The following is a 24,863-nucleotide window of genomic DNA, read 5'->3' as shown; positions in this document are numbered from 1 at the left end:
CGTCGGCATAGATCTTCTCGACAGCGGTGTCGGATGCGGTGACAGGGTCGTTTTCGTCAGAAGCCAACGAGCTTGTTCTCCTCGATATCGGCGAGCACATGGGCGTGCACGTGGAAGACGGATTGGGCGGCGCTCGCGCCGTTGTTGAAGATGAGGCGGTACTCGCCGTTCGCATGCTCTGCGGCGAGCTGCTTGGCCGCGGCGACCATCTCGGCGAGAAGCCCCGGGTCGCCCTGAGCCAGCTCGGTGACGTCTCGGTAGTCCTCGGTCTTGGGAACCACGAGCGCGTGCAGAGGTGCCTGCGGGTTGATGTCGCGAATCGCGAACACCCGGCCGGTGTCCAGCAGGATCTCACCCGGGATGTCGCCGTTGAGGATGCGCGTGAAGATCGAGGGCTCGGACATGCTCTCAGTCTACTGACCGCAGCCCGGCGCGGTCCTTCCCCTCGTTCACCAGCGACCGAGCGCCACCGACAGCACGGCGATCGCCGCAGGACCTGCAGTGGAGGTGCGCAGCACCGTCTCCCCGAGGAGGACCAGTTCCGCACCGGCGTCGGAGAGCTTCGTGAGCTCCTCATCGGAGATCCCACCCTCCGGGCCGACGACCAGCACGATGTCGCGGCCGTCCGGCTCGAGCTCGGACAATCGCGTCGATGCGCCCGGATCCAGCAGCAGCAGGCGCTGAGACGCTGCACGCACCGCGAGGTCTGCCGTCGTCGCCGGAGGCGAGACCTCGGGAACCCAGGCGCGGTGCGCCTGCTTGGCGGCCTCTCGGACGATCGTCGACCAGCGTTCGCGCCCCTTGACGGCCTTCGGCCCCTCCCAACGGGACACGCTGCGGCTGGCCTGCCACGGGACGATCTCGTCGACCCCGAGTTCACACGCCGCCTGCACCGCCAGCTCGTCGCGATCGCCCTTCGCCAGAGCCTGTGCGAGGACGATCCGCGGATGCGGCGCGGATTCTTCGGATCGGACCGACACGCGCACCTCGACCCGAGACGGTGATACCTCCTCGGCGACGCCGGTGAGCCACACCCCTGCACCATCGCCGACCGTGACCGCCTCGCCGACGCGGAGCCGCCGGACGACCGCGGCGTGCTTGGCCTCAGCCCCGGTGAGCGACACGAGGTCGCCGACCGCGGCATCCGAGGAGTTCTCGACGAGGAAGTGGAGTGCCATGATCGCCGTCCGGATCAGTGCGAACGGAAGCGGTCGCGGAGCTTCGAGAACAGTCCCTGCTGGAACTGCGCCAGCTGCGGACCCGGCGCCTTCGTCTTCTTCGCGAAGTCCTCGATGAGCGCGCGCTGCGCAGAGTCCAGCTTGGTCGGGGTGACCACCTGCACGCCGACACGCAGGTCGCCCCGCTGGTTTCCTCGCAGCGGAGTGATGCCGCGGCCCTTGATGGTCAGCACGTCGCCAGACTGCACGCCCGAGCGGATCTCGAGATCGACCTCGCCGTCGAGCCCCTGGATGGTCGTCTCGGTGCCGAGGACGGCATCGGGCATCGACACCTCGAGTGTGGCGAGCAGGTCGTCGCCGTCACGGCTGAAGGAGGGGTGCGGGTTGACGGAGACCTCGACGTACAGGTCGCCGTTCGGGCCGCCGGCCTTGCCGACCTCGCCGGAGCCGGGAAGCTGAAGACGGAGTCCGGTCTCGACGCCGGCGGGGATGTCGAGGGAGACGGTGCGGCGTGAGCGCACCCGACCCTGACCTCCGCACGTGCCGCACGGGTACGGGATGGTGGTGCCGTAGCCCTCGCAGGTGCCGCAGGGCTGAGACGTCACGACGTTGCCGAGCAGGCTCCGCACCTGACGCTGAACATGACCGGAACCGCCGCAGATGTCGCAGGTGACGGGCGACGTTCCCTCCTGGCAGCACGAGCCGTTGCACGTCTCGCACAGCACGGCCGTGTCGACCTCGATGTCGCGGTGCGCGCCGAAGACGACGTCGCCGAGATCGAGGGTCACGCGCACCAGGGCGTCCTGGCCGCGCTCACGCCGTGACCGCGGACGCGCTCCGCGCCCGCCGCCCTGGCCTGCGCCGAAGAACGTCTCGAAGATGTCTCCGAAGCCGCCGAACCCGCCGAAGTCGTTCGCCGCTCCGTCTCCCCCGCCCATGTCGTAGCGGCGGCGGGAGTCGTCGTCGCTCAGCACGTCATAGGCGTGCGTCACGAGCTTGAACCGCTCGGCGGCGTCTTCACCCGGGTTCACGTCGGGGTGGAGTTGACGGGCGAGGCGCCGGTACGCCTTCTTGATCTCATCGGTGGAGGCGTCGCGAGAGACGCCGAGTACCTCGTAGTGGTCTGCCACAATGGCCCTTCTGCGTGTGCTGTCATCTGGGCGGCCGCGTCAGCGGGCCGCCTCGTCTTCGTCGAGCATCCGCGACAGGTAGCGGGCAACCGCCCGTGCCGCCGCGAGATTGCTCGGATAGTCCATGCGAGTCGGCCCCATCACGCCGACGCGCGCCGTGCCGCTGGGGGCGGCGTAGTTGCTGGCGACGATCGATGCCTCGCCGAGTCCGAATGACGCGTTCTCGGTGCCGATGCTGGCTGCGAGGCCATGAGAGTCCGCCTCCATCTCGCTCATCAGGCGCAGCAGGGTCACCTGTTCTTCGATCGCCTCGAGGATGGGATGGATGCTGCCGCGGAAGTCCTGCTCGCGCTTCGCGAGGGTCGCCGCACCCGCCATCACCAGGCGCTCCTGACGGAACGCGCCGAGCTCGTCGATGACGATGGTCGCGAGTGCGCGAAGCACGATGTCGTGCGAATGCTCATCGTCGGTGAGCAGCGTCTGCAGCCGCTCAGCCGCATCGCTCACCGCCCGCCCGGTGATCAGCGCAGACAGGCGCGCACGGAGCAGCGCCATGTCGGCATCATCCACATCGACGGGCAAGGGGGCGATCCGCTGCGAGACGCCGCCCGCGTCGGTGACGAGCACGATGAGCAGCCGATTGGGAGCGAGCGCCACGAGCTCGAGATGCGTCAGGTGCGCGCGGGCGAACGACGGGTACTGCGCGAGGGCGACCTGACCCGTGAGCTGCGTGAGCACCCGGACGGTGCGCACCATCAGGTCGTCCAGATCAGAGGGAGCGGTGAGGAAGGACTCGATCGCCGTGCGCTGGGCGACCGAGAGCGGCCGCAGCTGCGCGAGGTGGTCGACGAAGACGCGATACCCCTTGTCGGTGGGGACGCGACCGGACGACGTATGCGGGGCGGCGATCAGCTCTTCGTCTTCGAGGAGTGCCATGTCGTTGCGGATCGTCGCAGCCGACACACCGAAGGAGTAGTGGTCGACGATCGACCTGCTGCCGACGGGCTCGTGGGTCTCGACGTAGTCCTGCACGATCGCGCGGAGAACCCGGAGGCCTCTTTCACTGACCATCGCAACTCCCTCCCTTTGGCACTCACTGGCTACGAGTGCCAATTCTACCCGCCCGTTCCGACCACATGCTGATCGCCATACGATGACGGGTATGAGTGTCGCCCCACAGGTCGCGGTCTCCGCCGGAATCGTGCGCGGCGAGGTGGTCGATGGTGTTCGGCGTTTCCTCGGCATCCCGTACGCGGCGGCGCCCTTCGGACCGAATCGCTTCCGCGAGCCCCAGCCGGCTCCTTCATGGGACGGCATCCGGGATGCCACGGCGTTCGGGCCGACCGCGCCTCAGCTTCCTTACCCCGGTGCCACCGGCGAGCTGCTGGGCTCGGTCGAGATTCCCGGCGACGACATCCTCTCCGCCAACATCTGGACGCCTCAGGACGCCGACCGCGCCCCGGTCGTCGTCTGGATCCACGGTGGCGCGCTCGAACGAGGCACCGCAGCCATCCCGCTGTATGACGGCGCCGGCTTCGCACGCGCCGGGATCGTCTTCGTGTCGATCAACTACCGCCTGGGATCCGAGGGATTCTCCGTGCTCGAGGACGCTCCCCGGAACCTCGGATTGCAGGATGCAGCAGCGGGACTCGCCTGGGTGCACCGCGAGATCGCCTCCTTCGGCGGAGAGCCGGAGCAGATCACGGTCATGGGCGAGTCCGCGGGCGGTGCGATCGTCGCGGGGCTCCTCGCGAACGATTCGTCTCGGGCGCGGATCGCGCGGGCCATCATCGAGTCGGGGCCGCTCGAAGCGCAGACGGCGAAGAAGGCCGGCCGCGTCACGGCGCAGCTCGCCAAGCGGCTCGGAGTCGCCGCCGACAGAGCGGGTTTCGCTACGGTCTCCCCCGAGCAGCTGCTGGAGGCACGGCGCCAGCAGGCCGCAGGGTCATCTCCGCTCGGCGGAGCCCCAGGATTCCAGTTCGCTGTGGATGCCGGGGCTCTGCCGCGTTCTCCGCACGAGGTCCTCGCCGGCGCCGACGTGCCGCTCCTCATCGGGAGCAACACCGACGAGTACCGGCTCTGGTTCCCACCCGCAGCCCTCGCCCGAATCAGCGAGATGAAGCTGCTGCTCGGACGACTCGCTCTGCGGATCCCCCGCCGAGCGGTCGCCGCCTATCGCTCGGCCTTTCCCGGCGCGACCACGGGCGAGATCTTCGGCCAGCTCGCGACCGACATCATGCTGCGAGGGCCACTGACGACGCTGGCGAGGGCGCGCACGGCACCGACCTACGTCTACGAGTTCGCGTGGCGGAGTCCCGTCCGCGACCTGCGTGCCGCGCACGCGCTCGAGCTGGGGTTCGTCTTCGATCGCCTCGGCGACCCCGAGGCGAAGCGCCTCGCAGGCGCTGAAGCGCCGCAGGGGCTCGCCGATGAGATGCACTCCGCGTGGGTCTCCTTCATCAAGACCGGAGAACCCGGCTGGCCGGTCTTCGGTGCGGAGCGCACCACCCGCCTGTTCGACACCGACAGCGCCACGGTGCCGCAGCGACGGACCGACGCGCTCGACCTGCTTCCGTAGCGCGCGTCTCTGCTCAGTCGGTGAGTTCGCGCACCACGGCGTCGGCGAGCAGCCGACCGCGCAGAGTGAGCTGAACGCGTCCGCGCACTGCGGCGGCCGGGTCGAGGAGTCCGTCCGCGATCAGGCCGGCGACCCTGGTGTGTTTGTCTGCCTGGAGGTCGGCGACCGCGATCCCCTCGCGGATCCGGCTCAGAAGCAGGACCCGCTCCAGCATCGTGGACTCCTCGTCGGGGCGCTCGGTGCCCGCCGCGGGCGACTCCGAGGCCGCGAGACGCTGAGCGTAGGCGGCCGGGTGCTTGACGTTCCACCACCGCAGACCAGCGACATGGCTGTGCGCACCGGGACCGAACCCCCACCAGTCACTGCCCCGCCAGTAGGCGAGGTTGTGTCGCGAGCGCTGGTCCACGCTGCGAGACCAGTTGCTGATCTCGTACCAGTCGAAGCCCGCCGCCGCGAGACGCGCATCGGCGAGCTCGTACATGTCGGCCTGCAGATCGTCGTCCGGCGACGGCACCTCGCCCCGGCGGATCTGCCGGGCGAGCTTGGTGCCGTCCTCGATGATCAGCGCATAGGCCGAGATGTGGTCGGACTCGAGCGCCAGCGCCGCCTCGATCGAAGATTCCCAGTCGGCCAGCGACTCCCCCGGCGCGCCGTAGATCAGGTCGACGCTGACCGCGAGACCCGCATCCTTCGCTGCCGCGACGGCTGTCGTCACATTCTCGGGCCGGTGGGTGCGGTCGAGAGCCGCGAGCACATGGGGAACGGCCGACTGCATGCCGATCGACAGCCGCGTGACCCCGGCATCCGCGAGGGTTCGAGCGACGTCCGGCGTCACCGTATCGGGGTTCGCCTCCACCGTGACCTCTGCGCCGTCGACCAGCCCGAACGCATCTGTCGCAGCATCGAGCATGCGGGCGAGGTCACCGGCCGGCAGCAGGGTGGGCGTGCCTCCGCCGAAGAACACCGTGTCCATGGGGCGCAGCGCGCCCGCGTCCGCGAGGACGCGTCTCGCGAGGTCGATCTCCGTGATCAGCGTCGAGGCGTAGTCCTCCTGCTTCGCGCCTCGGAGCTCGCCGGACGTGTAGGTGTTGAAGTCGCAGTAGCCGCAGCGCACCCGGCAGAACGGGACGTGCAGATAGGCCGAGAAAGGCACGGCGCGATCGATCGGCAGATCGGACGGAAGACGGCCGTCGGCCGGTGCCGGATCGCCGAGAGGAAGCGGGCCGGCCATCAGAGAGGTGCGGCCATCAGACGGGGGTCGCGTACAGCGGCGAGATCGCCCGCAGATAGCGCGCGAAGAGCTCACGTCGGCGACGCTTCACGAGAGGCGGGATGACGCGGTAGAGCAGGGAGTTGGGGGCGTCGAACGCCCGCACCGTGAACCAGACCTCGTCGTTGTCTTCGCGCCAGTCGATGTCGAACGACTCCTCGCCCCGCACGACCGACCCGCCGACGGTGCCGAGCACGAAGCCGATCCGTCGCTTCTCCTCGGTCACCGAGATCACGCGGAGCTCGGCATCCGCTCGCATCCCACTCACACGCCCATGCAGACGAAGAGTCATCCCCGGCCCTGCGAACGGAGTTCCCTCGGCATCGAAACGCTGCTCGACGTCGTTCTTGCTCGGGGCGATCGGATTTCCCTCGGCATCGAAGCTCACACCTGCGTACGCGGGGCCGGGAGCCGGACGGACATCATCGACGCTCAGACCTGATGCGCGCTGCGCCGTCCAGGTGAGGAGTGCTTCGCCCGCAGACCGGAACCGCTCGACACCGCTGCCGATCCGCCAGGAGTTCTCCGCAGGGATGCTGCGCTCCGGCGGGTACTGCATCAGGTCGGGCGCGTGGGTCGCACCCACGGCCGCATAGTCCACCGTGTCGTCTCGGAAAGTCCCGCGCCGCATGTTTTCGAGCCTACTTCCCGTTCCCTGGAGGATCACCCTGTACGCGCCGGAACCGCCCGACCCGCAGAGCTCCTACTTCTTTTCCTTGCCTTCGACATCTCCCGAGAGTGCAGCGATGAACGCCTCCTGGGGGACCTCGACCCGTCCGACCATCTTCATGCGCTTCTTGCCCTCTTTCTGCTTCTCGAGGAGCTTGCGCTTACGGCTGATGTCACCGCCGTAGCACTTGGCGAGCACGTCCTTGCGCAGCGCTCTGATCGTCTCGCGGGCGATGATCCTGGCGCCGATGGCGGCCTGGATCGGCACCTCGAAATTCTGGCGAGGGATCAGCTTGCGCAGTCGCTCCGTCATGAGCGTGCCGTACGCGTAGGCCTTGTCGCGATGCACGATCGAGCTGAACGCATCGACCTTGTCGCCCTGCAACAGGATGTCGACCTTCACGAGGTCCGCTTCCTGCTGTCCGGCGGGCTCGTAGTCGAGCGACGCATAACCCTGAGTCTTCGACTTGAGCTGATCGAAGAAATCGAAGACGATCTCGCCGAGCGGCATCATGTAGCGCAGCTCCACGCGCTCCTCTGAGAAGTACTCCATGCCCAGAAGCGAGCCGCGGCGGGACTGGCAGAGCTCCATGACGGTGCCGACGTAGTCCTTGGGCAGCAGGATGGCCGTCTTGACCATGGGCTCGGACACGGAGCCGATGCGCCCGTCGGGGTACTCGCTCGGGTTCGTGACCGTCACGGTCTCGCCGGTGTCGCTGGTGAGCACCTCGTAGATCACGCTGGGCGCGGTCGTGATGAGGTCGAGACCGAACTCGCGCTCGAGACGCTCGGTGATGATCTCGAGGTGCAGCAGGCCGAGGAAACCGCATCGGAATCCGAACCCGAGGGCGACCGACGTCTCGGGCTCGTACTGGAGCGAGGCGTCGGAGAGCTTCAGCTTGTCGAGCGCTTCGCGCAGCTCCGCATAGTCGCTGCCGTCGATCGGGTAGATGCCCGAGAAGACCATGGGCTTCGGGTCGGTGTAGCCGGCGAGGGCCTCGGTCGCGGGCCTGCGCGCCGTCGTGACGGTGTCTCCGACCTTGGAGAGCCGCACGTCCTTCACGCCGGTGATGAGGTAGCCGACCTCGCCGACACCCAGACCCTTGGTGGGCACCGGCTCTGGGCTCGACACGCCGACCTCGAGCGCCTCGTGGGTAGCACCCGTGGACATCATCTGGATGCGCTCGCGCGGTGACAGACTTCCGTCGATCATGCGGACGTAGGTGACCACGCCTCGGTAGGCGTCGTAGACGGAGTCGAAGATCATGGCTCGGGCCGGGGCGTCGGCATCGCCGACGGGCGCCGGGATCTCCTTGACCAGGCGATCGAGCAGTTCCTCGACCCCCACACCGGTCTTGCCCGAAACCCGCAGCACGTCCTCCGGCTTGCCGCCGATGAGCGATGCCAGCTCCTTGGCGTACTTGTCGGGATCGGCCGCCGGCAGATCGATCTTGTTCAGCACCGGGATGATGTGCAGATCGTTCTCGAGCGCCAGATAGAGGTTCGCGAGCGTCTGGGCCTCGATGCCCTGGGCAGCGTCGACGAGCAGGATCGCTCCCTCGCACGCGGCGAGAGAACGTGACACCTCGTACGTGAAGTCGACGTGCCCCGGGGTGTCGATCATGTTGAGCGCGAAGGTCTCGCCGTCGATCTCCCACGGCATCCGCACGGCCTGGCTCTTGATGGTGATGCCGCGCTCGCGCTCGATGTCCATGCGGTCGAGGTACTGCGCGCGCATGTCACGGTCCGAGACCACGCCGGTGATCTGGAGCATGCGGTCGGCGAGGGTCGACTTGCCGTGATCGATGTGCGCGATGATGCAGAAATTGCGGATCTGCGCCGAAGGCGTCGCGGCAGGCTGAAGCGGAGTGAGGGCGCGTGGTGACATGTCCTGACGATTCTACGGTGAGGCGCGACTAATGCCCGCTTCGTCCGATCCGGTGATATTCTGCCGAGGTTGCCCGGGAGCCATCCGTGACACCGGATCCCGTGAGCGACAAGACTCCGTCACAGACCAAGTGGAGGCGTCGTGTCGCGCAGATCGGCTGATGGTGATTGACTGTCTTCCCGGCTCAGCGTTGCGTCGGCGGATCCCGCGTGCGTCTGTAAAAGAGAAAGAATCATCACCTTGATCAAGTATCTGTTGCGCCGCCTGCTGGGTTGGGTGCTGATGATCGTCATCGCGACGAACATCACCTACTTCCTCGCGTGGCTGTACCTCGACCCTGAGAACAACTACGTCGGACGGCGTCCTCCTCTCTCCGCCGACCAGATCGACAATCTGCTGGGTCCTCGCAACCTCAGCGAGTCGGTGCCTCTCATCGAGCGATGGTGGACCTGGTTCTCGAACATCCTCTTCCACTGGAACTGGGGCCTCAGCCCGACGGGCGAGTCGATCAACGAGCAGGTCGCCTACCGCGTCTGGATCAGTGCCGAGCTCGTGCTCGGTGCGACGATCATCACGACGATCCTCGGCATCGCCCTCGGCGTGTACACCGCCTCGCGGCAGTACAAGCTCGCTGACCGCATCGGTCAGGGTACGAGCATCATCACGATGAACATCCCCACCGTCGTCGCCGGCTTCGCTCTGGTCCTTCTGGCGATCAACTTCAACAACGCGGTCGGCACGACCGTCTTCTACGTGGTGGGTTCGTCCAGTCAGGGGGTGGAGGGCTTCTTCCCCGTACTCGTCGATGTGCTGCAGCATCTGACCCTCCCCACGCTGGCCCTCGTACTCACGGGGTATGCCGGCATCCACTTCCTCCAGCGCTCGCTGCTGCTCGACAACATCAAGGCCGATTACGTGCGCACCGCACGGGCGAAGGGGCTGACCAAGCAGCAGGCGATCCGCAAGCACGCTCTGCGAACGTCGCTGATCCCCGTCACGACGCAGGTCGCATTCACCATCCCGGCCGTCTTCACGGGTGCGGTGCTGACCGAGACGATCTTCAACTGGAACGGGATGGGGCGCTACTTCATCCAGACCCTCAACAACAACGACATCCACGGCGTCGTCGCGGTCGCTGCATTCGGCGCCCTGATGACCGCGATCGGCGCGATCCTCGCCGACATCGCCGTCGTCGTCCTCGATCCGAGAGTGCGGGTGAGCTGATGGCTCTGGAAAGCATCGGGGTCTCCCCCGAAATCGCAGACAAGCCGAAGAACCGCAAGCGCACTTCGATGCTGACGCTGTACACGCGTCGCTTCATGCGCAACCGCGGCGCGCTGATCGGCGTCGTCATCCTCGCTCTGCTGGTGGTCTTCGCGATCGTCGGTCCGCTGATCTCGCCCTATTCGCACACCGACCTCGACTTCCTCGCGCTGCGCACGGGGCCGTCGGCCGAGCACTGGTTCGGGACGAACGGATCGGGCAACGACAACTTCGCGCAGGTCGCTGTCGGCCTCCAGCGCTCGATGATGATCGCTGCGCTGGTGGCGATCGGCACGACCGTGGTCTCGGCCATCGTCGGTGCGACGGCCGCGTACTTCGGCGGACGCTACGAGCGCATCATGCTCGCCATCATCCACTTCATGATGGTCGTGCCGAACTTCCTCATCCTCGCGATGATCTCGAACGACGCCGGCGGAAACTGGCTCGTGATCTCGCTCGTGATGATCTTCATCGTCGGATGGTTCTTCCCCGCGCGCGTCATCTGGACGCTGTCGCTGTCGATCCGCGAGCGCGAGTACGTCCACGCCGCCCGCTACGCCGGCCTTTCGGGCATGCGGATCGTGATCCGCCACATGCTGCCGAACATCGGCTCTCTGCTGGTGATCAACTTCACCCTCGGCGTCGTCTCGGCGGTGCTCACCGAGACCGCCCTGTCGTTCCTCGGGTTCGGTGTGAAGCTGCCCGACGTCTCGCTCGGTGCGCTCATCGGCTACGGCTCGAGCACGCTCGTGAGTGCGCCGTGGCTGTTCTACTTCCCCGCGGCGGCGCTGACGCTGCTCACCGTCTCGATGGCACTCATCGCCGACGGTCTGCGTGACGCCCTCGATCCGACCTCGGCGGCTGGAGGTCGCGCATGAGTACTGTTCTTTCCGTCCGCGACCTCAAGGTCAGCTTCCCGTCCGAAGCTGGTCGCGTGGACGCCGTGCGTGGCGTCTCCTTCGATCTCGAAGCGGGCAAGACGCTCGGTATCGTCGGCGAATCCGGCTCAGGCAAGTCCGTCACCTCGCTCGCGATCATGGGCCTGCTCGACGACAATGCCAAGGTCAGCGGCTCCATCATCTACGACGGCCAGGAGCTTCTCGGCAAGTCCGACAAGCAGCTCTCGGTGATCCGCGGCAACGGCATGGCCATGGTCTTCCAGGACCCGCTGACGTCGCTCACTCCGGTCTTCACGATCGGCGACCAGCTGATCGAGGCGCTCACCGTGCACCGTCGACTGTCGAAGAAGGATGCCTGGGACCGCTCGGTCGAGCTGCTGAAGCTCGTGGGGATCCCCGAGGCGGAGCGCCGGATGAAGGCGTTCCCGCACGAGTTCTCCGGCGGCATGCGTCAGCGCGTCGTGATCGCCATCGCGATGGCCAACAATCCGAAGCTGATCATCGCCGACGAGCCGACCACCGCGCTCGACGTCACCATCCAGGCGCAGATCCTCGAGCTCATGGAGAAGGCGCAGGAGGAGACCGGCGCCGCGATGATCATCATCACCCACGACATGGGCGTCGTCGCGAAGACCGCCGACGACGTGCTCGTGATGTACGCGGGAAAGCCCGTCGAGCACGCACCGGTGCGCGAACTGTTCTACCGCACCCGGATGCCGTACTCGATCGGCCTGCTCGGAGCCATCCCCCGCGTCGACAAGACCGAGAAGGTGCCGCTGATCCCGATCAAGGGCAACCCTCCGCTGCTGATCAACCTGCCGGATGCGTGCCCGTTCGCGGCGCGCTGCCCGATCGCTATCGATGCGTGCCGTGAGCGTGAGCCCGACCTGCTGCCGATTACCACGAGCGGGCACACCGATCACTCGGTCGCCTGCATCCGCGCGAACGACATCGACGACGATGGGAAGATCGGCGGGCTGCCGGTGTTCCCGATCCCCGAGATCCCCGAGAGCACGCTCGCCAAGGTGCCGCGCGAGGATCGCCCGATCACGCTGGAGGCGGTCAACCTCAACAAGATCTTCCCGCTGATGAAGGGCGCATTCTTCAAGCGCAAGGTCGGCGAGGTGCACGCTGTCAAGGGCATCAGCTTCGACATCCGCCAGGGTGAGACCCTCGCGATCGTCGGCGAGTCCGGCAGCGGCAAGACCACGACGCTGCTGCAGATCATGGACCTGGTCGAGCAGGAGGACGGCGACATCCGGATCGGCGGCACCAGCGTCGCCGACATCAAGAACCGTGCAGAGGAGCGCAAGCTCCGCCGCGACCTGCAGATCGTGTTCCAGGATCCGATGGGGGCACTCGACCCTCGAATGACCGTCTGGGACATCATCGCCGAGCCGATGCTCGCGATCGGCATGAGCAAGGACGATGTGTTCGACCGCGTCGAAGAGCTCATGGGGCTCGTCGGTCTCGACCCCGCGCACAGCGATCGATTCCCCCAGGCGTTCTCGGGCGGCCAGCGTCAGCGCATCGGCATCGCACGAGCACTGTCGACGAACCCCAAGATCGTCGTGCTCGACGAGCCCGTCTCGGCGCTCGACGTCTCGATCCAGGCCGGCGTGATCAACCTGCTCGACGAGCTGAAGGCCAAGCTCGGCCTGTCGTATCTGTTCGTCGCCCATGACCTCGCGGTCGTGCGGCACATCGCCGACCGGGTCGCCGTGATGTACAAGGGATCGTTCGTCGAGCACGGTGATGTCGATCAGGTGTTCGACGATCCACAGCATCCGTACACGAAGGCGCTGCTGTCGGCGATCCCGATTCCCGACCCTGACATCGAGCGCACCCGCGAGCGGATCATCCTCCCGGTCGAAGGCTTCGACGCCGAGGCGATCGCCGCCAGCTGACCTGTTTACCGATGTGCACAGTCCGGTAACGGTTCCGTGTCCCTGGGGTTTCGCCCGCGAGTTGCGGGGTTAGTCTGCCCCTATCCCAAGTAAGGCCGACAGGCACTAAGGAGTACCATGAAACGGCATCAGAAGCTGATGGGCATCGCTGCTCTCGGCGCCGCCTTCGCACTCGTCATGAGCGGGTGTGCACCGGCAGGCAACGGCGGCGGCAACAGCGGCGAAGGCGAAGCTCAGACGGTCGAGGGCGCGGACTACAACCCGCAGCCCCGCGAGAACCTCGCAGAGGGTGGCGAGCTCCGCATCCCGATCTCGAACATCGCCGAGCAGCTGAACTACTTCCACAGCGACGGCGACGCGCGCGTCACGCAGGTCGGCACGTGGTTCCGCCCGCAGATCCTGCTCATGGATCCTGACGGCACCGTCAAGAAGAACGACGCGTACCTCGACGACTACTCCTTCGGTGTCGAGGACGGCAAGACCGTCCTGCACTTCAAGGTCAACGAGAAGGCGGTCTGGAACGACGGCACGCCGATCGACGTCACCGCGTTCAAGGCCACCTGGGAAGCCCAGAACGGCGAGAACGAGGAATACCAGCCGAACGCGACCGACGGCTGGAAGGAGATCGAGTCCGTCGAGGCCGGCGAGAACGACCGCGACGTCATCGTCACCTTCAAGGGCGAGTTCGCCTGGCCCGAGATGGTCTACTCGCAGCTGCTGCACCCGGCGGTCAACACGCCTGAACTCTTCAACACCGCCTTCCTCGGCGACTGGCACCCGGAGTGGGGCGCTGGCCCCTACACGGTCGAGAACTTCGACAAGACCGGCGGCGTCGTCACCCTCGTCCCGAACGAGAAGTGGTGGGGCAACGCTCCGCTGCTCGACAAGGTCTCCTTCATCCAGATGGAGCCGACCGCGGCGGTCAACGCACTGCGCAACGGCGAGGTCGACATGGCCGAGACCGGCAGCGCCGAGCTGCTCGCACAGGTCGAGGGCCTCGAAGGCGTCAAGACCTACAAGGGTCAGGCCACCGCGAACGCGATCTTCACGCTGAACTCGACCAACCCCGTGCTGGCCGACCTCGAGGTCCGCAAGGCCGTGTTCGAGGCCATCAGCATCGAGCAGGTCAAGGACATCGTCTTCAACGGTCTGAACTACACGGAGGAGCCCGCCGGTTCCCTCACGCTGTTCTCCTTCCAGCCGAACTACATCAACGCGCTCGAAGAGGCCGGCCGCAAGGACGGCGACACCGAGGGCGCCAACAAGCTCCTCGATGAGGCCGGCTGGGTCGCCGGTGCCGACGGCATCCGCGAGAAGGACGGCCAGCGCCTGTCGCTCGTCTTCCCGAACCACTCCGACACCGAGACCGCTCGTGCCCGCACGCTCGCGGTTCAGGCTCAGCTGAAGGAGGTCGGTGTCGAGGTCGTCATCGACCAGCGTCCGTCGGCGGACTTCGCAGAGGACTACACCACGCAGAACGGTGACATCTTCTTCCTCAACTTCACGTCGTCCGACCCGTTCGGTGCTGCCTGGTTCTGCCAGCTGTACTGCTCGGACAGCGGCCTGAACCTCTCGGGCACCGGCACCGAGGAGATCGACAAGATGATCCACGATGAGCTCGAGACGATCTCCGACCCGGTCGAGCAGACCAAGAAGGCCATGGAGATGGAGTCCGAGATCTTCGCGAAGACCTGGGGCGTCATCCCGGTTCTCAACGGCCCGGAGATCTGGACCGTCAAGGAGGGTCTCGCCAACCTCACGCCCGAGCCCTACGTGGGCCTCGACCTCTTCGGCATCACGCCGGTGGAGAACGTGGGATACGAGAAGTAATCCATTCGGAGCCTGACTCGTCAGGGCTTCGCGGGGGGGTCGGTGGTTCATCCACCGGCCCCGCCTTTCTCTATGCTGAAGGCGTGAGCGTCCAGATCGTCTTCGTGCACGGCATCCGCACGTCCGCGACGATGTGGCGCTCGCAACTCGAGTTCCTCGCCGACCAGGGCATCCCTGCCATCGCTGTCGATCTTCCCGGCCACGGCACGCGGATGAACGAGGACTTCACCCTGCACGAGGCTCTCCACACGATCGACGTCGCGGTGCGCGACGCCGCGACGCGCGGGCCCGTGCTGCTCGTCGGACACTCGATGGGCGGCCTGCTGTCGCTCGCCTATGTCGGAGGCGCCGAGACACCGCGAGTCGCCGGACTGGTGGCCGCGTCCTGCACGTCGCTCCCCCGCGGCGCGGGGCTCGCGGCGTATCGTGCGATCGCCCGGGCCGTCGACCGTCTGCCGGATCGAGGGATGTGGCTCACGAGGCGTTTCCTCGCCGCGACGATCCCGATCGAGACGCGCGGAGACTTCGCCGCGGGAGGCTACGCCCTGGATACGCAGGACACCGCTCTTCGGAACCTCGCCACCCTCGACCTCGCGACCGCCGTCTCTCGCATCGAGGTGCCGCTGTGGTTCGTGAACGGGCAGTGGGATCAGCTGCGGGTCAACGAAGCCCTCTTCCGACGGCTCGCGCCGCACGCCGAGCTGATCGTCGTGCCTCGCACCACCCACCTCGTCACCGCGATGCGTCCGCAGATCTTCAACATCGTCCTGCGACTGGCCGTCGCGACCATCGAGTCCGAAGCTACTGCTTCGGCAGCGGATCCCGCGCAGGCTGCCTCGCGAGAGCGGTGAGCCCGCCGCCGACGAGCGACAGCACGGCGGCGACGACGAACACGAGCCAGAACCCGCCGACGAGCGCCACGAGGCCTGCGCCGAGCACAGGGCCGATCAGCTGGCCGAGGGCGGCGGTGACGTACACGATGCCGAGGTCGCGGGCGTGGTCCTTCTCGTCGGGAAGCAGATCGGCAGCGAAGGCGAGTCCGACGGTGGAGAACGCGCCGTAGCCGAGCCCCATGAGCGCCGCCGCGACCATCGTCGCCTCGAACGTCGGGGCCAGGGCGATCACGATGCCCGAGGCCGCCTGCACGAACGTGGCCAGGATGGTGAGGGTGCGTCTGTTGCCGGTGCGGTCGGACAGCACGCCGGTGAAGACCGACGCGAGCACCACGAACAGCGTGTAGACCACGATCAGGAGCAGCAGGTTGTCCTGCGCCACCGTCGTCTCCTGGTGCAGGCCGTGAAGCAGGAAGAAGAGGAACAGCGCGGTGCCCAGCGCGTTGCCGATGTTGGTCACGAGGCGGCCTGACAGCATCCAGGCGAAGTCCCGATCGCGCAGCGATGCCAGCAGACGACGATCGCTCTTGCCGGGCTGGGTGCGGACGAGCGCCGGCGGGTCGGGCAGAAGCAGCGCCGCGGCCGTTCCCACGGTCGCAATCACCGCGGCGAGCAGAAGGTAGCCGTCGCGGATGCCGAGGCCGAGGAGCACCACGAGACCCACCCCCAGGACGATCCCCACCGCCTGACTCGATCCCACGGCCGCGGCTGCCGCGCCCCGTTGCGTCGTCGGGAGCTGATCGGCGATGAGTGCGGTGAAGGCGGCCGACGACACCGAGACGCCGATAGACACCCCGACCCACGCGGCGCCCACGGCCCAGGGACCTTCGCTGAAGCCGGTGACGATGAGGAAGACGGCGGTGACGAGCACGCCCCCGATCGCCCAGGGGCGCCGGCGTCGGCGTCCGACTCGTGCTCGGTCTGACAGAGCGCCGGCCACCGGGCCTGCGACGATGCCGGCGAGACCGCCGATGCCGAGCACGAACCCCGAGGAGATGACACCGCTGATCCAATCGTCCTCCGCAGTGTCGAGTTGGAGTGGCAGCAGAAGCTGAACGGGCGTGAGCTGCACGGTCCAGATGGCCAGCCAGGCGAGGGTGAACACGGTCATCCATCGCGGCCCGACCCTGCGGAAGCTGGGCATCGGCGAGACAGCGGGGAGGGCGGGGCTCATGTCGCTCCTTGACGTCGATCTCGCGACGCGAGTGTCGGGATACTGATGATTGTGCACCCGCACGCCCCGATGCCGCATCCTGCACGAGAAGACGCTGCCCCCGTTTAGGGCGAACCGCCCCGATGCTGGTAGAGTTGGTTCTTGGCTTGCGTGTGGGTTCTTCCCTCACGACCGCCGAGTGGAAGCCCTCTTCTTCTGCCGGCATTTCCTAACAACTCCGTACAGAAAGCGTCCACACGTGGCAAACATCAAGTCGCAGATCAAGCGCAACAAGACCAACGACAAGGCTCACGAGCGCAACAAGGCCGTGAAGAGCGAGCTGAAGACGCACATCCGCGCGACGCGCGCTGCTGTCATCTCCGGTGACAAGGCTGCAGCCGAGAAGGCTCTGAAGGCCGCCTCCCGCAAGCTCGACAAGGCCGTCAGCAAGGGTGTCATCCACCAGAACCAGGCTGCGAACCGCAAGTCCTCCATCGCCAAGCAGGTCTCCGCTCTCTGAGCTGATTCCACGCCTGACGGTGTGACAAGAGCCCGTCCCGTTCGCGGGGCGGGCTCTTTCGCGTGCGCTGGTACCCACCCGACACGTCGGGCAGGCGCGACAGCGCTCGTTCGACGTCGCGCGGAGTGCAGATGTCAGCGACGGCGCCGCGCCGCCGCGATGACGCTCACTCGCCGAACGGCTGACGTGTCGCGATGACGGTGAGCATGCGCTCCAGCGCGAAGATCGGGTCGCGCGCCGCGCCTTTGACCTCGGCATCGGCGCGCGCCGTCGCCTGGATGGCCATGCCGAGTGATCGCTCGTTCCACCCGGCGAGGTCGCGCCGCGCGCGGTCGACCTGCCAGTCCTTCATGCCGAGCCGCTGGGCGAGCTGACGGCTGGGTTCGCGGTTGCCGGCGACGCGTGCCATCGTACGCAGCTTCATCGCGAAGGCGGCGACCATCGGCACCGGGTCGGCGCCGGATGCGAGCGCATGGCGCAGCGCGACCAGGGCTTCGCCGTAGCGTCCGGCGATCGCCGTGTCGGCGACGACGAAGGCCGACACCTCGACGCGCCCGCCGTAGTACTTCGTGACGACGTCCTCAGTGATGTCGCCCTCGACGTCGACGATCAATTGCTGGCATGCCGCCGCAAGCTCAGTGAGGTCATCGGCGAACGCCGAGACCAGGGCCCGCAGCGCGGGCGGTGCGATCCGCTTCTTGGCCGCCTTGAACTCCCCTGCGGCGAAGTCGACGCGATCGCTGTCGCGCTTGACCGCGGGGCACGGGATCTCGATGCCGTCGCCCGTGCCGGCGCGCACAGCGTCGAGCAGCTTCTTGCCTCGAACGCTCGCGCCCGTGTGCCGGAGGATGACCGTCGCTCCCTCCTGGGGGTGATCCAGGTAGGAGACAGCCTCCTGCAGGAAGGCATCCGAACACTTCTCGACACCCGACACGCGCACGAGACGGGGCTCGCCGAACAGCGACGGCGACGTCAACGAGAGGAGGGTGCCGGGCGCGTAGTCGTCAGCGCGGACATCGGTCACCTCGAGCGCAGGGTCTTCGGTGCGGAGGTAGTCGCGGACCCCGGCGATCGCACGCTCTGCGCAGACCTCTTCGGGGCCGAACACGAGCACCACGGGAGCGGGGCGCGGCTCGCGCCAGGAGACCTGCGCGATCTTGGCTGCCTTCGCTCCGCCGCGGGAGGGGGTACGAGAAGCAGCCATGCCTCAAGACTACCGGGGGCCGCAGACGTCGCCCTCGTGGTCAGGGCGGCTGCCTCTCCGTCCAGAGCTGCAGCTCGTCCCCGTCGAGACCGACGAGGAGTCGGCCCTCCTGGTCGGTGCGCAGCACGCGCGCTCCCGCCGCCTCGAGGGACGCGAGCGACTCTGCGCGCGGATGCCCGTAGTCGTTGTCGATGCCGGCGCTGAACAGGGCGACGACCGGACGCAGGTCTTGATAGAGCGCGAAGTCCTGGTCGGCGCTGCCGTGGTGCGCCACCTTGACCACGGCGTAGCTGCCCCTGAGATGCGCCGTGCGCACCAGCATCCGCTGAGCCTCTGCCGACAGGTCACCGAGGAAGAGAGCCCGCGGCACACCGCCGCCTTCGACCTCGAGGACCACGCTCTGATCGTTTCCTGGCGGGAACACCTTGGATCCGCGCTGCGGCCACAGCACCTGCCACGATGCGGTGCCCAGCTCGCCCTGCGTCCCCGCCGTCGCGAGGGTGACCGCCGCGCCGCCGTCAGCCAACCGCTGCAGCATCCGCTCATCGCCGCTCTCCCCCGGTGGTCCGTGCAGCACCGCCCCGACTCTCCCCTGCACGGCGTCGACGCCGCCCACGTGATCGAGGTCGAAGTGTGTGAGGACGAGCAGGTCGATGTGCTCGATGCCGAGACTGCGCAGGCACGCTGCCAGGGGTTCGGGCTCCGGGCCCGTGTCGATCAGCGCGATCCGGCTGTCCGACCTGACGAGCAGCGCATCACCCTGGCCGACGTCGCAGGCGGCGATCGACCAGCCATCCGGGCTGGTGGCGCTGGCGAGCGGCCCATTCAGGGCGACGTGGGCGCCGCCCAGAGCGAGCATCACTGCGATGACGGATGCTGAAGCGCCTCTGACGACCGGGACCGTGCGGCATGCGCCGGTCAGAATCACCCCGACCGCCGCGCTCACGATGCCGACGAGCGCTGCACTCGCTATGCCGGGAACCACCGCGACCTGCGCGTACGGAAGTCGCGCGGTGATGCCTGCCGTGTGCGCGATCCAGGCGGCCGGCAACCACGCGGAGGCGGCCAGAAGATCTGCGAGCAACGGTAGCGGAGCCGCGAGGCATGCGAGCAGACCGATGATCGTGGCGATGGGTGCTGCGGGCGCGGCCAGCAGGTTGGCCGCCAGACCGACGAGCGACTGCTGCTCGGCGAACAGGGCGATGACGGGACCGCACACCAGTTGCGCTGCCGTCGGCACGGCGATCGCGAGAGCGAGAGGCTGCGGCATCCACCGTGCGAGCCCTCGGGTGAGCGACGGCGAGAGCATGATCAGCGCCCCCGATGCGGCGACCGACAGTGCGAACCCCGCAGTGGAGGCCAGCCACGGGTCGGCGATGAGGATGCCGCTCGCGCTGAGCGCCAGCATCCCGGCCCCCGCGCTCGGCCGACCGAGCATCAATGACAGCATCGCGACGCCGGCCATGACCGCCGCCCTGACCACGCTTGGTTCCGGTGTCACGAGCACGACGAATCCCGCGAGCGCGATGGCGGCTGCGATGACCCGGGTCACACGTCCGGCCCCGCACAGCGCGGCCAGCCAGAAGACGGCCCCGACGACGATCGCGCAGTTCGCTCCGCTGACCGCGGTCAAGTGACTCAGGCCGCTGGTGCGCATGTCGTCGTTGAGCTCGGTCGACACCGCTCGGGTGTCGCCGACCGCGAGACCCGGGAGCAGCCCTGCTCCCGGGTCGGGGAGACGTGTGGACCGCTCGATGAAGTCGCTGCGCAGGTCGGCGGCGACCGCGAACACCCCGGATGCCGGAAGTTCGACCGATGCGGTACTCGCGAACACCACGAGCGCAGACTTCTCCCCCGGATCCGTCGCCGCTGCCTCGCCCTTCACCCGGAGCGTCGCACCGAGATCGAACCTGTCTGCCGGATCGATGCCGACCCGCACCGGCGCCGATGCCGCGCGCACCGACCCCGGCGACCCGATGCCCGTCAGCTGCACCTCCATCCACAGCCGACCGTCCCGACCGACCGACGCCGACGATGTGACCTCCCCCGTCGCCTCGACCACACGCCCATCCCACGACGCCGCGCTGTCGCGAGCCGGCCCCGCCGTCAGGACGGTGATCGACACCGCAGCCATCGCCGCGAACACGACGAGCGCGAGAGCGGCACGGGACCCTGCGCAATCCGCGCGTCGCAGCACGAGCCCGCATACGACGGCCGCTCCACCTGCTGCCGCGAGCGCACACCATCCGGCCGCGGCAGGCGCGAATACGCACACGAGAGCAACCGCCCACACTCCCCCGGCGACGGGAAGAAGCCGCAGATCCCGCCTCACACGAGCACCCCGTCACGGCTCTGGAAGATCACAGTCCCGCCCAGATCGTTCGCCCCGGTTGCTCCTCGCATTCGCACACCGTAGTAGCCCAACTATTTGCGGCATCCGACACCAACCGCCGACGGTGAATAACAAGTCATCACGGGTGTGACGTGCAGGAGCGCCGGACGGAGGCCGCGTCCAACGCCAACTCGAGGAGCCTCCACGCTGGTCGCTGGATGAGCCGTCAGCGAGATCTCGACCCGCTGCCGCGAGTTAGGCGAATCGGCCCTCGTTTGCGGGCCCGATCGCTGCTCTCAGAACGGCCAGATTAGTGGCACGTAAAGTACCGCGACGGCGATGTAGACGAGGGCGAGCGGGAGTCCGAGACGCCAGTAGTCGCCGAAGCGGTATCCCGCCGGCTGCATCACCATGAGGTTCACGGGAGTCGCGATGGGCGTCAGGAACGCCGCGGCTCCGACGACGGTGAGCGCCATCATGAACGGCTGCGCGCTGACGTCCATGCTCGATGCGACCGAGACGGCGATCGGGGCGATCACGAGCACGGTCGCGACGTTCGAGATGAACTGACCGAGGATCACCGATGCGACGCAGATGGTGAGCAGTGCGAGGTACGGCGAGGTGTTCCCGACGAGCTGGAGCACGGCGTCACCGACGAGATCGGCGGCGCCGGTCGACACGAACGCCGACGACAGCGGGATCATGCCGGCGATGAGAGTGACGGTGGGCCACGAGATCGCCGAGAACGTCTGCGACACGGTGAGCACACGCGTCAGGATCAGGGCTCCGGCGGCGAGCAGCCCCGCGATCACCGGAGGGACGACGCCCGTCGCGAGGAGCACGACCATCACGCCGAGGATCACCAGCGCCCGGCGGGCCCCGCGCCCGAGCGGCACGGTCCGCTGCATCTGCTGCGGCGCGCTCACTGGGATGACGTCGGGTGACGCGGTGTAGCGATGTAGCGCTTCCCACGGACCCTGAACGAGGACGGCATCGCCTGCTTGGAGAGTGACGGCACGGGTTGCCTTCCCGCCGACGATACCCTGCCAGCTGCCGTGTCGGAGAGCCAGAATCACGAGGTCTTCCTGGCGCGTAGTCATGCCGGGCGAAACAGTGCGGCCGACCAAGCTCGAGCGCGGCGCGATCAGGACCTCGGCGACTCCTTCGCCGACTGTGAAGAGGCGCCCGGTGTCGAGTGTGACGTCGTAGGTTTCGCGCCACGCCTTCGCATCGTGACTCGGGTCTGCGGGTTCCGCGAGGCGGTCCGGAACGCGCTCTGGAAGGAGCTTGTCGCCGAATGCGAGCACGAGGACCACCGTCAGGATAACTATCGGGATGCCGACGAGGGAGAACTCGAAGTACCCGAACGCGCGCCCGCCAGCTTCTTCGGCGGCTTGGGACACAACGATGTTGACCGGCGTTCCGGTGAGCGTCAGAAGGGAGCCCGCGCCGGCCGCGAATGCAAGGGGCAACAGCATCTTGGAGGGCACGATCCCTGCCCGTACCGCCACGAGCACGACGATCGGCAGGAGCGCTGCCACGGCGCCGTTGATACTGATGACCGCGGAGAGTGCTGCGGCAAGCAGGCACACAATCATCAGGAGGCGTGAACGCCCCTTCCCCGCACGCTGCATGAGCTGCTGGCCCACCCACGAGGTCACCCCTGTCGCATCGAGTGCCTCACTGACGATGAACAGCGCGACGATGAACAGAACGATGGGGTCACCGAATCCGGCGAAGGCCTCACCTAGGGCGAGGACGCCGGTAGCCCACAACGCGATGGGCACCGCCATCGCGACGATCACCATCGGGATGCGGTTCGTCAAGAACGCGATCACGGCGGCGCCGAGGATGATGAAGGTGATGATCTCTGGGTTCATACCCGAGCCTCCCTGTGAAGTATGCGGCGGTCTGAGAGCAAGGACGACGGCGACGTCCCCCGGTGAGGCTACGATCAGCGTCTTCTCGCCGCGCTCTTGATTATGCAGCCTGGTGAGACCTGCGGTTCTCGGCGCCTTGACATCTGGTAGCACGGCATGGGTGTGTCGTCACAGAATCTGGCAAGCGCTCTGCCGAGGCCTGCGGGCTAGTGGTCGCCGTCACAAATCCAGCTCGTGGCTGGTCACCTCTAATGACAGGGCCGCAACATACTTCGGGCCCGCGCATCGAAAGGAACAGCATGAGAATCGTAGTCATCGGAGGATCCGGCTTGATCGGAGCCAAGCTCGTGGAACTCCTCAAGAATGCCGGGCATGACGTCATTGCAGCGTCCCCATCCACTGGCGTCAACACGCTCACTGGCGCGGGCGTCCGTGAAGCATTCACCGGCGCAGACGTCGTCGTGGATATCCCGAACTCGCCGTCTTTCGAAGACGAGCCCGTCATGAACTTCTTCCAGACCTCGACACGCACTATCGCTGAGGAGGCTGAGCGCGCCGGCATCGGCCACCACGTGGTGCTCTCCATCGTCGGAGCCGACCGAATTCCCGACATCGGCTACATGCGCGCGAAGGTCGCTCAGGAGGAGATCGTCAAAAAGGGAGCAACTCCGTACACGATCGTCCGCGCCACTCAGTTCTTCGAGTTCATCGCCGGAATCGCTGAGGGCACGGCAGACGAGACGACCGTTCGGTTGTCGCCGGTGCTGATGCAGCCCATCGCGGCTTCAGACGTTTCCGCCGCCCTCGCAGAGGTCGCCACGAAGGCGCCCACCAACAGCACCTGGGAACTCGCCGGACCGGAAGCATTTCCGATCGTAGAACTGGGCCGTCGCGTACTCGCCGACGCCGGAGACAACCGTGAGATCGTCGTCGACCCCACGATCGGCTACTTCGGCGGAAACGTGAACGACCAGTCCCTGACCCCGGGCAACGACCCCGCTCTCTCATACCGACTGGCCGAAACAACCCTCGACGCGTGGCTCGCGCGCTGACCACGAATCGATCGGCGTAGAAAAGGAAAATGACATGACAGACAACAACGACCTCGTTGACAGCTCGAAGGAACCCATCATCACGATGCTGGCCACCGTTCCGGGGCCGCACATCCCTGAGCCTACCGAGGTGATGACGATCCTCGTCACCTCTCCCCCTGGCAGCCTTGGAACGCCCCCTCACCGACACAGCGGCCCGGCCTTCGGGTACGTCATCGAGGGCGCGGTGACGTTCGAACTCGAGGGCGAGCCGGTTCGGGTCGTGCGCGCCGGCGAAACCTTCTGGGAACCGGGTGGCGACCTCATCCACTACCAGGACGGCAACCACCTTGCTGACGAGACCACACGGTTCGTCGTCACCATGTTCGGAGTCCCCGGTGAACAGTTGCTGACCTTCGTCACGGCAGAGGAACTCGAAGAACGCCGACACCTCAGGATCACCTGAGTCTCATGCGGCGGGAACGACTCACGAGTCCGATGAGCTTGACTCTCACGGGGCGCCGACTGATCCTGTGGCTGCTTTCGCTCTTCGCTGCTGCTATCGGCGCCTGGTCGCTGCTGTTCCCGGCGGAATGGTATGACACGTTCCCTGACGGCTCGGCCTCGTGGGGGTTCGGTCAGTGGATTCTGATGGATGGCCCCTTCAACGAACACCTGATCCGTGACGTCGGCGCGATGTACCTTGCTCTAGCCGGTGGAGGCATCGTCGCGGCACTCTCGAAGAGCGTCACCGCGACTCGCGCGATGGCGGTGGCTTGGATCGTGTTCTCCGCTCCTCACCTCGTCTACCACTTGCAGCATCTGCACGGACTGCCCACGATCGACTTGATCGGTGAACCGATCTCCCTCGCACTGACGCTGGTTCTTCCGCTGTTCCTCCTCGGTCCCGAGCGCACCAGACGCCAACCCGTCACCCAGGCAAAGGAAGTACCTCGATGAGGATCGTGATCGCCGGAGGCACCGGAACCGTAGGGAGGCATATCGCGGAGCCAACGGGCCCGTCCTCGAGGTGCCACTACCTGGCGGTTTCGGTCGAGCGATCCGCGACGGAACTCTCACTGCCGGTACGGCAGCCACACTCAGCACGCTGACGTACGCGGACTGGATCGAAGAGATCAGATTCGGGCGGACTCCTGCCCCTGATGCTGATGTTTGACCTGCAGCTCGGCCGTCTACCGACACGCGCCGGGACCTCGCGAAGTCGTCATCGAACCCAT

Annotated in this window: 21 protein-coding genes; 10 read left to right on the top strand and 11 right to left on the bottom strand. The window is 67.0% G+C overall.

The features are described 5' to 3' along the window. Positions 1-56: 56 nt before the first annotated feature. Genes OPU70_RS01195 through hrcA form a run of 4 tightly spaced genes read right to left on the bottom strand, consistent with a single transcriptional unit; the run spans position 57 to position 3,379 of the window. On the bottom strand, positions 57-404 hold the full coding sequence (locus OPU70_RS01195; protein ID WP_042537645.1) for an HIT domain-containing protein: 348 nt from the start codon (positions 402-404) through the stop codon (positions 57-59). Positions 405-449: 45 nt separating this feature from the next. Further along, positions 450-1,178, bottom strand: a complete 729-nt coding sequence (locus tag OPU70_RS01190) for a 16S rRNA (uracil(1498)-N(3))-methyltransferase (RefSeq protein ID WP_498557002.1) — start codon at positions 1,176-1,178, stop codon at positions 450-452. Positions 1,179-1,192: 14 nt separating this feature from the next. Next, positions 1,193-2,308, bottom strand: coding sequence for a molecular chaperone DnaJ (gene dnaJ, locus OPU70_RS01185; RefSeq protein ID WP_042537649.1), 1,116 nt, complete (start codon positions 2,306-2,308; stop codon positions 1,193-1,195). Between the two features lie 39 nt (positions 2,309-2,347). Next, the gene (hrcA, locus tag OPU70_RS01180; RefSeq protein WP_498557001.1) at positions 2,348-3,379 is read right to left on the bottom strand and encodes a heat-inducible transcriptional repressor HrcA; all 1,032 of its coding nucleotides are present in this window, start codon (positions 3,377-3,379) and stop codon (positions 2,348-2,350) included. Between the two features lie 91 nt (positions 3,380-3,470). Between hrcA and OPU70_RS01175 the strand changes: the two genes are divergently transcribed. Next, positions 3,471-4,886: a carboxylesterase/lipase family protein gene (locus OPU70_RS01175; protein ID WP_498557000.1), complete on the top strand. Its 1,416-nt coding sequence runs from the start codon at positions 3,471-3,473 to the stop codon at positions 4,884-4,886. Positions 4,887-4,899: 13 nt separating this feature from the next. Here OPU70_RS01175 and hemW read toward each other — a convergent pair whose 3' ends face one another. The 3 genes from hemW to lepA all read right to left on the bottom strand — a co-directional run bounded on the left by hemW (position 4,900) and on the right by lepA (position 8,713). Continuing rightward, positions 4,900-6,117, bottom strand: coding sequence for a radical SAM family heme chaperone HemW (gene hemW / locus OPU70_RS01170; RefSeq protein ID WP_498556999.1), 1,218 nt, complete (start codon positions 6,115-6,117; stop codon positions 4,900-4,902). A 16-nt stretch (positions 6,118-6,133) separates the two neighbouring features. Continuing rightward, positions 6,134-6,787: a DUF1990 domain-containing protein gene (locus OPU70_RS01165; RefSeq protein WP_079112963.1), complete on the bottom strand. Its 654-nt coding sequence runs from the start codon at positions 6,785-6,787 to the stop codon at positions 6,134-6,136. Positions 6,788-6,859: 72 nt separating this feature from the next. Beyond that, positions 6,860-8,713, bottom strand: a complete 1,854-nt coding sequence (gene lepA, locus OPU70_RS01160) for a translation elongation factor 4 (protein WP_079112964.1) — start codon at positions 8,711-8,713, stop codon at positions 6,860-6,862. A 240-nt stretch (positions 8,714-8,953) separates the two neighbouring features. Here lepA and OPU70_RS01155 point away from each other — a divergent pair, with 240 nt between their 5' ends. The 5 genes from OPU70_RS01155 to OPU70_RS01135 all read left to right on the top strand — a co-directional run bounded on the left by OPU70_RS01155 (position 8,954) and on the right by OPU70_RS01135 (position 15,463). Then, a complete protein-coding gene (locus OPU70_RS01155) occupies positions 8,954-9,937 on the top strand; it encodes an ABC transporter permease (protein ID WP_042537659.1) in 984 nt (327 codons plus the stop codon). Further along, positions 9,937-10,854 carry an ABC transporter permease gene (locus tag OPU70_RS01150; protein ID WP_042537660.1) on the top strand — a complete coding sequence of 306 codons (918 nt, stop codon included), beginning with the start codon at positions 9,937-9,939 and terminating at the stop codon, positions 10,852-10,854. The genes OPU70_RS01155 and OPU70_RS01150 overlap by 1 nt, the downstream gene beginning before the upstream one ends. Then, positions 10,851-12,782 (top strand): ABC transporter ATP-binding protein, encoded by a 1,932-nt coding sequence (locus tag OPU70_RS01145; RefSeq protein WP_056377356.1) that lies wholly within the window; start codon positions 10,851-10,853, stop codon positions 12,780-12,782. Before OPU70_RS01150 ends, OPU70_RS01145 begins: the two co-directional genes overlap by 4 nt. 117 nt (positions 12,783-12,899) lie before the next feature. Continuing rightward, the gene (locus tag OPU70_RS01140; protein WP_042537665.1) at positions 12,900-14,612 is read left to right on the top strand and encodes an ABC transporter family substrate-binding protein; all 1,713 of its coding nucleotides are present in this window, start codon (positions 12,900-12,902) and stop codon (positions 14,610-14,612) included. An 83-nt stretch (positions 14,613-14,695) separates the two neighbouring features. After that, positions 14,696-15,463, top strand: coding sequence for an alpha/beta fold hydrolase (locus OPU70_RS01135; RefSeq protein ID WP_498556998.1), 768 nt, complete (start codon positions 14,696-14,698; stop codon positions 15,461-15,463). Here the strand turns inward: OPU70_RS01135 and OPU70_RS01130 are convergent. Continuing rightward, positions 15,414-16,679, bottom strand: coding sequence for an MFS transporter (locus tag OPU70_RS01130; protein ID WP_498556997.1), 1,266 nt, complete (start codon positions 16,677-16,679; stop codon positions 15,414-15,416). The genes OPU70_RS01135 and OPU70_RS01130 overlap by 50 nt on opposite strands. A 238-nt stretch (positions 16,680-16,917) precedes the next feature. Between OPU70_RS01130 and rpsT the strand changes: the two genes are divergently transcribed. Further along, positions 16,918-17,178: a 30S ribosomal protein S20 gene (gene rpsT / locus OPU70_RS01125; RefSeq protein WP_042537672.1), complete on the top strand. Its 261-nt coding sequence runs from the start codon at positions 16,918-16,920 to the stop codon at positions 17,176-17,178. Positions 17,179-17,344: 166 nt separating this feature from the next. Here the strand turns inward: rpsT and holA are convergent, their stop codons facing one another. The 3 genes from holA to OPU70_RS01110 all read right to left on the bottom strand — a co-directional run bounded on the left by holA (position 17,345) and on the right by OPU70_RS01110 (position 22,594). After that, positions 17,345-18,382, bottom strand: a complete 1,038-nt coding sequence (gene holA / locus OPU70_RS01120; protein ID WP_042537674.1) for a DNA polymerase III subunit delta — start codon at positions 18,380-18,382, stop codon at positions 17,345-17,347. A 40-nt stretch (positions 18,383-18,422) separates the two neighbouring features. After that, entirely contained in the window at positions 18,423-20,657 is a 2,235-nt protein-coding gene (locus tag OPU70_RS01115) for a ComEC/Rec2 family competence protein (RefSeq protein ID WP_498556996.1), read from the bottom strand. Between the two features lie 353 nt (positions 20,658-21,010). After that, positions 21,011-22,594 (bottom strand): SLC13 family permease, encoded by a 1,584-nt coding sequence (locus OPU70_RS01110; protein WP_498556995.1) that lies wholly within the window; start codon positions 22,592-22,594, stop codon positions 21,011-21,013. 299 nt (positions 22,595-22,893) lie between these two features. Between OPU70_RS01110 and OPU70_RS01105 the strand changes: the two genes are divergently transcribed. From OPU70_RS01105 to OPU70_RS01095, 3 genes are read left to right on the top strand one after another with little or no spacing between them, the layout of a single operon-like run. Next, positions 22,894-23,646, top strand: coding sequence for an SDR family oxidoreductase (locus OPU70_RS01105; RefSeq protein WP_341957873.1), 753 nt, complete (start codon positions 22,894-22,896; stop codon positions 23,644-23,646). A 34-nt stretch (positions 23,647-23,680) separates the two neighbouring features. After that, positions 23,681-24,091, top strand: a complete 411-nt coding sequence (locus OPU70_RS01100; protein WP_498556994.1) for a cupin domain-containing protein — start codon at positions 23,681-23,683, stop codon at positions 24,089-24,091. 32 nt (positions 24,092-24,123) lie between these two features. Further along, on the top strand, positions 24,124-24,585 hold the full coding sequence (locus OPU70_RS01095) for a hypothetical protein (RefSeq protein ID WP_498556993.1): 462 nt from the start codon (positions 24,124-24,126) through the stop codon (positions 24,583-24,585). Positions 24,586-24,863 lie beyond the last annotated feature (278 nt).

Source organism: Microbacterium sp. SWDP-B6 (genome assembly GCF_059803615.1).
This window is presented reverse-complemented; position numbering and strand designations above follow the sequence as displayed.

What these genes read in the sequence shown, in the direction of transcription:
- OPU70_RS01195 (WP_042537645.1), bottom strand. Translation starts at nt 404, where the DNA reads ATGTCCGAGCCCTCGATCTTCACGCGCATCCTCAACGGCGACATCCCG.
- OPU70_RS01190 (WP_498557002.1), bottom strand. Translation starts at nt 1,178, where the DNA reads ATGGCACTCCACTTCCTCGTCGAGAACTCCTCGGATGCCGCGGTCGGC.
- hrcA (WP_498557001.1), bottom strand. Translation starts at nt 3,379, where the DNA reads ATGGTCAGTGAAAGAGGCCTCCGGGTTCTCCGCGCGATCGTGCAGGAC.
- OPU70_RS01175 (WP_498557000.1), top strand. Translation starts at nt 3,471, where the DNA reads ATGAGTGTCGCCCCACAGGTCGCGGTCTCCGCCGGAATCGTGCGCGGC.
- hemW (WP_498556999.1), bottom strand. Translation starts at nt 6,117, where the DNA reads ATGGCCGGCCCGCTTCCTCTCGGCGATCCGGCACCGGCCGACGGCCGT.
- OPU70_RS01165 (WP_079112963.1), bottom strand. Translation starts at nt 6,787, where the DNA reads ATGCGGCGCGGGACTTTCCGAGACGACACGGTGGACTATGCGGCCGTG.
- lepA (WP_079112964.1), bottom strand. Translation starts at nt 8,713, where the DNA reads ATGTCACCACGCGCCCTCACTCCGCTTCAGCCTGCCGCGACGCCTTCG.
- OPU70_RS01150 (WP_042537660.1), top strand. Translation starts at nt 9,937, where the DNA reads ATGGCTCTGGAAAGCATCGGGGTCTCCCCCGAAATCGCAGACAAGCCG.
- OPU70_RS01145 (WP_056377356.1), top strand. Translation starts at nt 10,851, where the DNA reads ATGAGTACTGTTCTTTCCGTCCGCGACCTCAAGGTCAGCTTCCCGTCC.
- OPU70_RS01140 (WP_042537665.1), top strand. Translation starts at nt 12,900, where the DNA reads ATGAAACGGCATCAGAAGCTGATGGGCATCGCTGCTCTCGGCGCCGCC.
- OPU70_RS01130 (WP_498556997.1), bottom strand. Translation starts at nt 16,679, where the DNA reads ATGAGCCCCGCCCTCCCCGCTGTCTCGCCGATGCCCAGCTTCCGCAGG.
- holA (WP_042537674.1), bottom strand. Translation starts at nt 18,382, where the DNA reads ATGGCTGCTTCTCGTACCCCCTCCCGCGGCGGAGCGAAGGCAGCCAAG.
- OPU70_RS01110 (WP_498556995.1), bottom strand. Translation starts at nt 22,594, where the DNA reads ATGAACCCAGAGATCATCACCTTCATCATCCTCGGCGCCGCCGTGATC.
- OPU70_RS01105 (WP_341957873.1), top strand. Translation starts at nt 22,894, where the DNA reads ATGAGAATCGTAGTCATCGGAGGATCCGGCTTGATCGGAGCCAAGCTC.
- OPU70_RS01100 (WP_498556994.1), top strand. Translation starts at nt 23,681, where the DNA reads ATGACAGACAACAACGACCTCGTTGACAGCTCGAAGGAACCCATCATC.
- OPU70_RS01095 (WP_498556993.1), top strand. Translation starts at nt 24,124, where the DNA reads ATGAGCTTGACTCTCACGGGGCGCCGACTGATCCTGTGGCTGCTTTCG.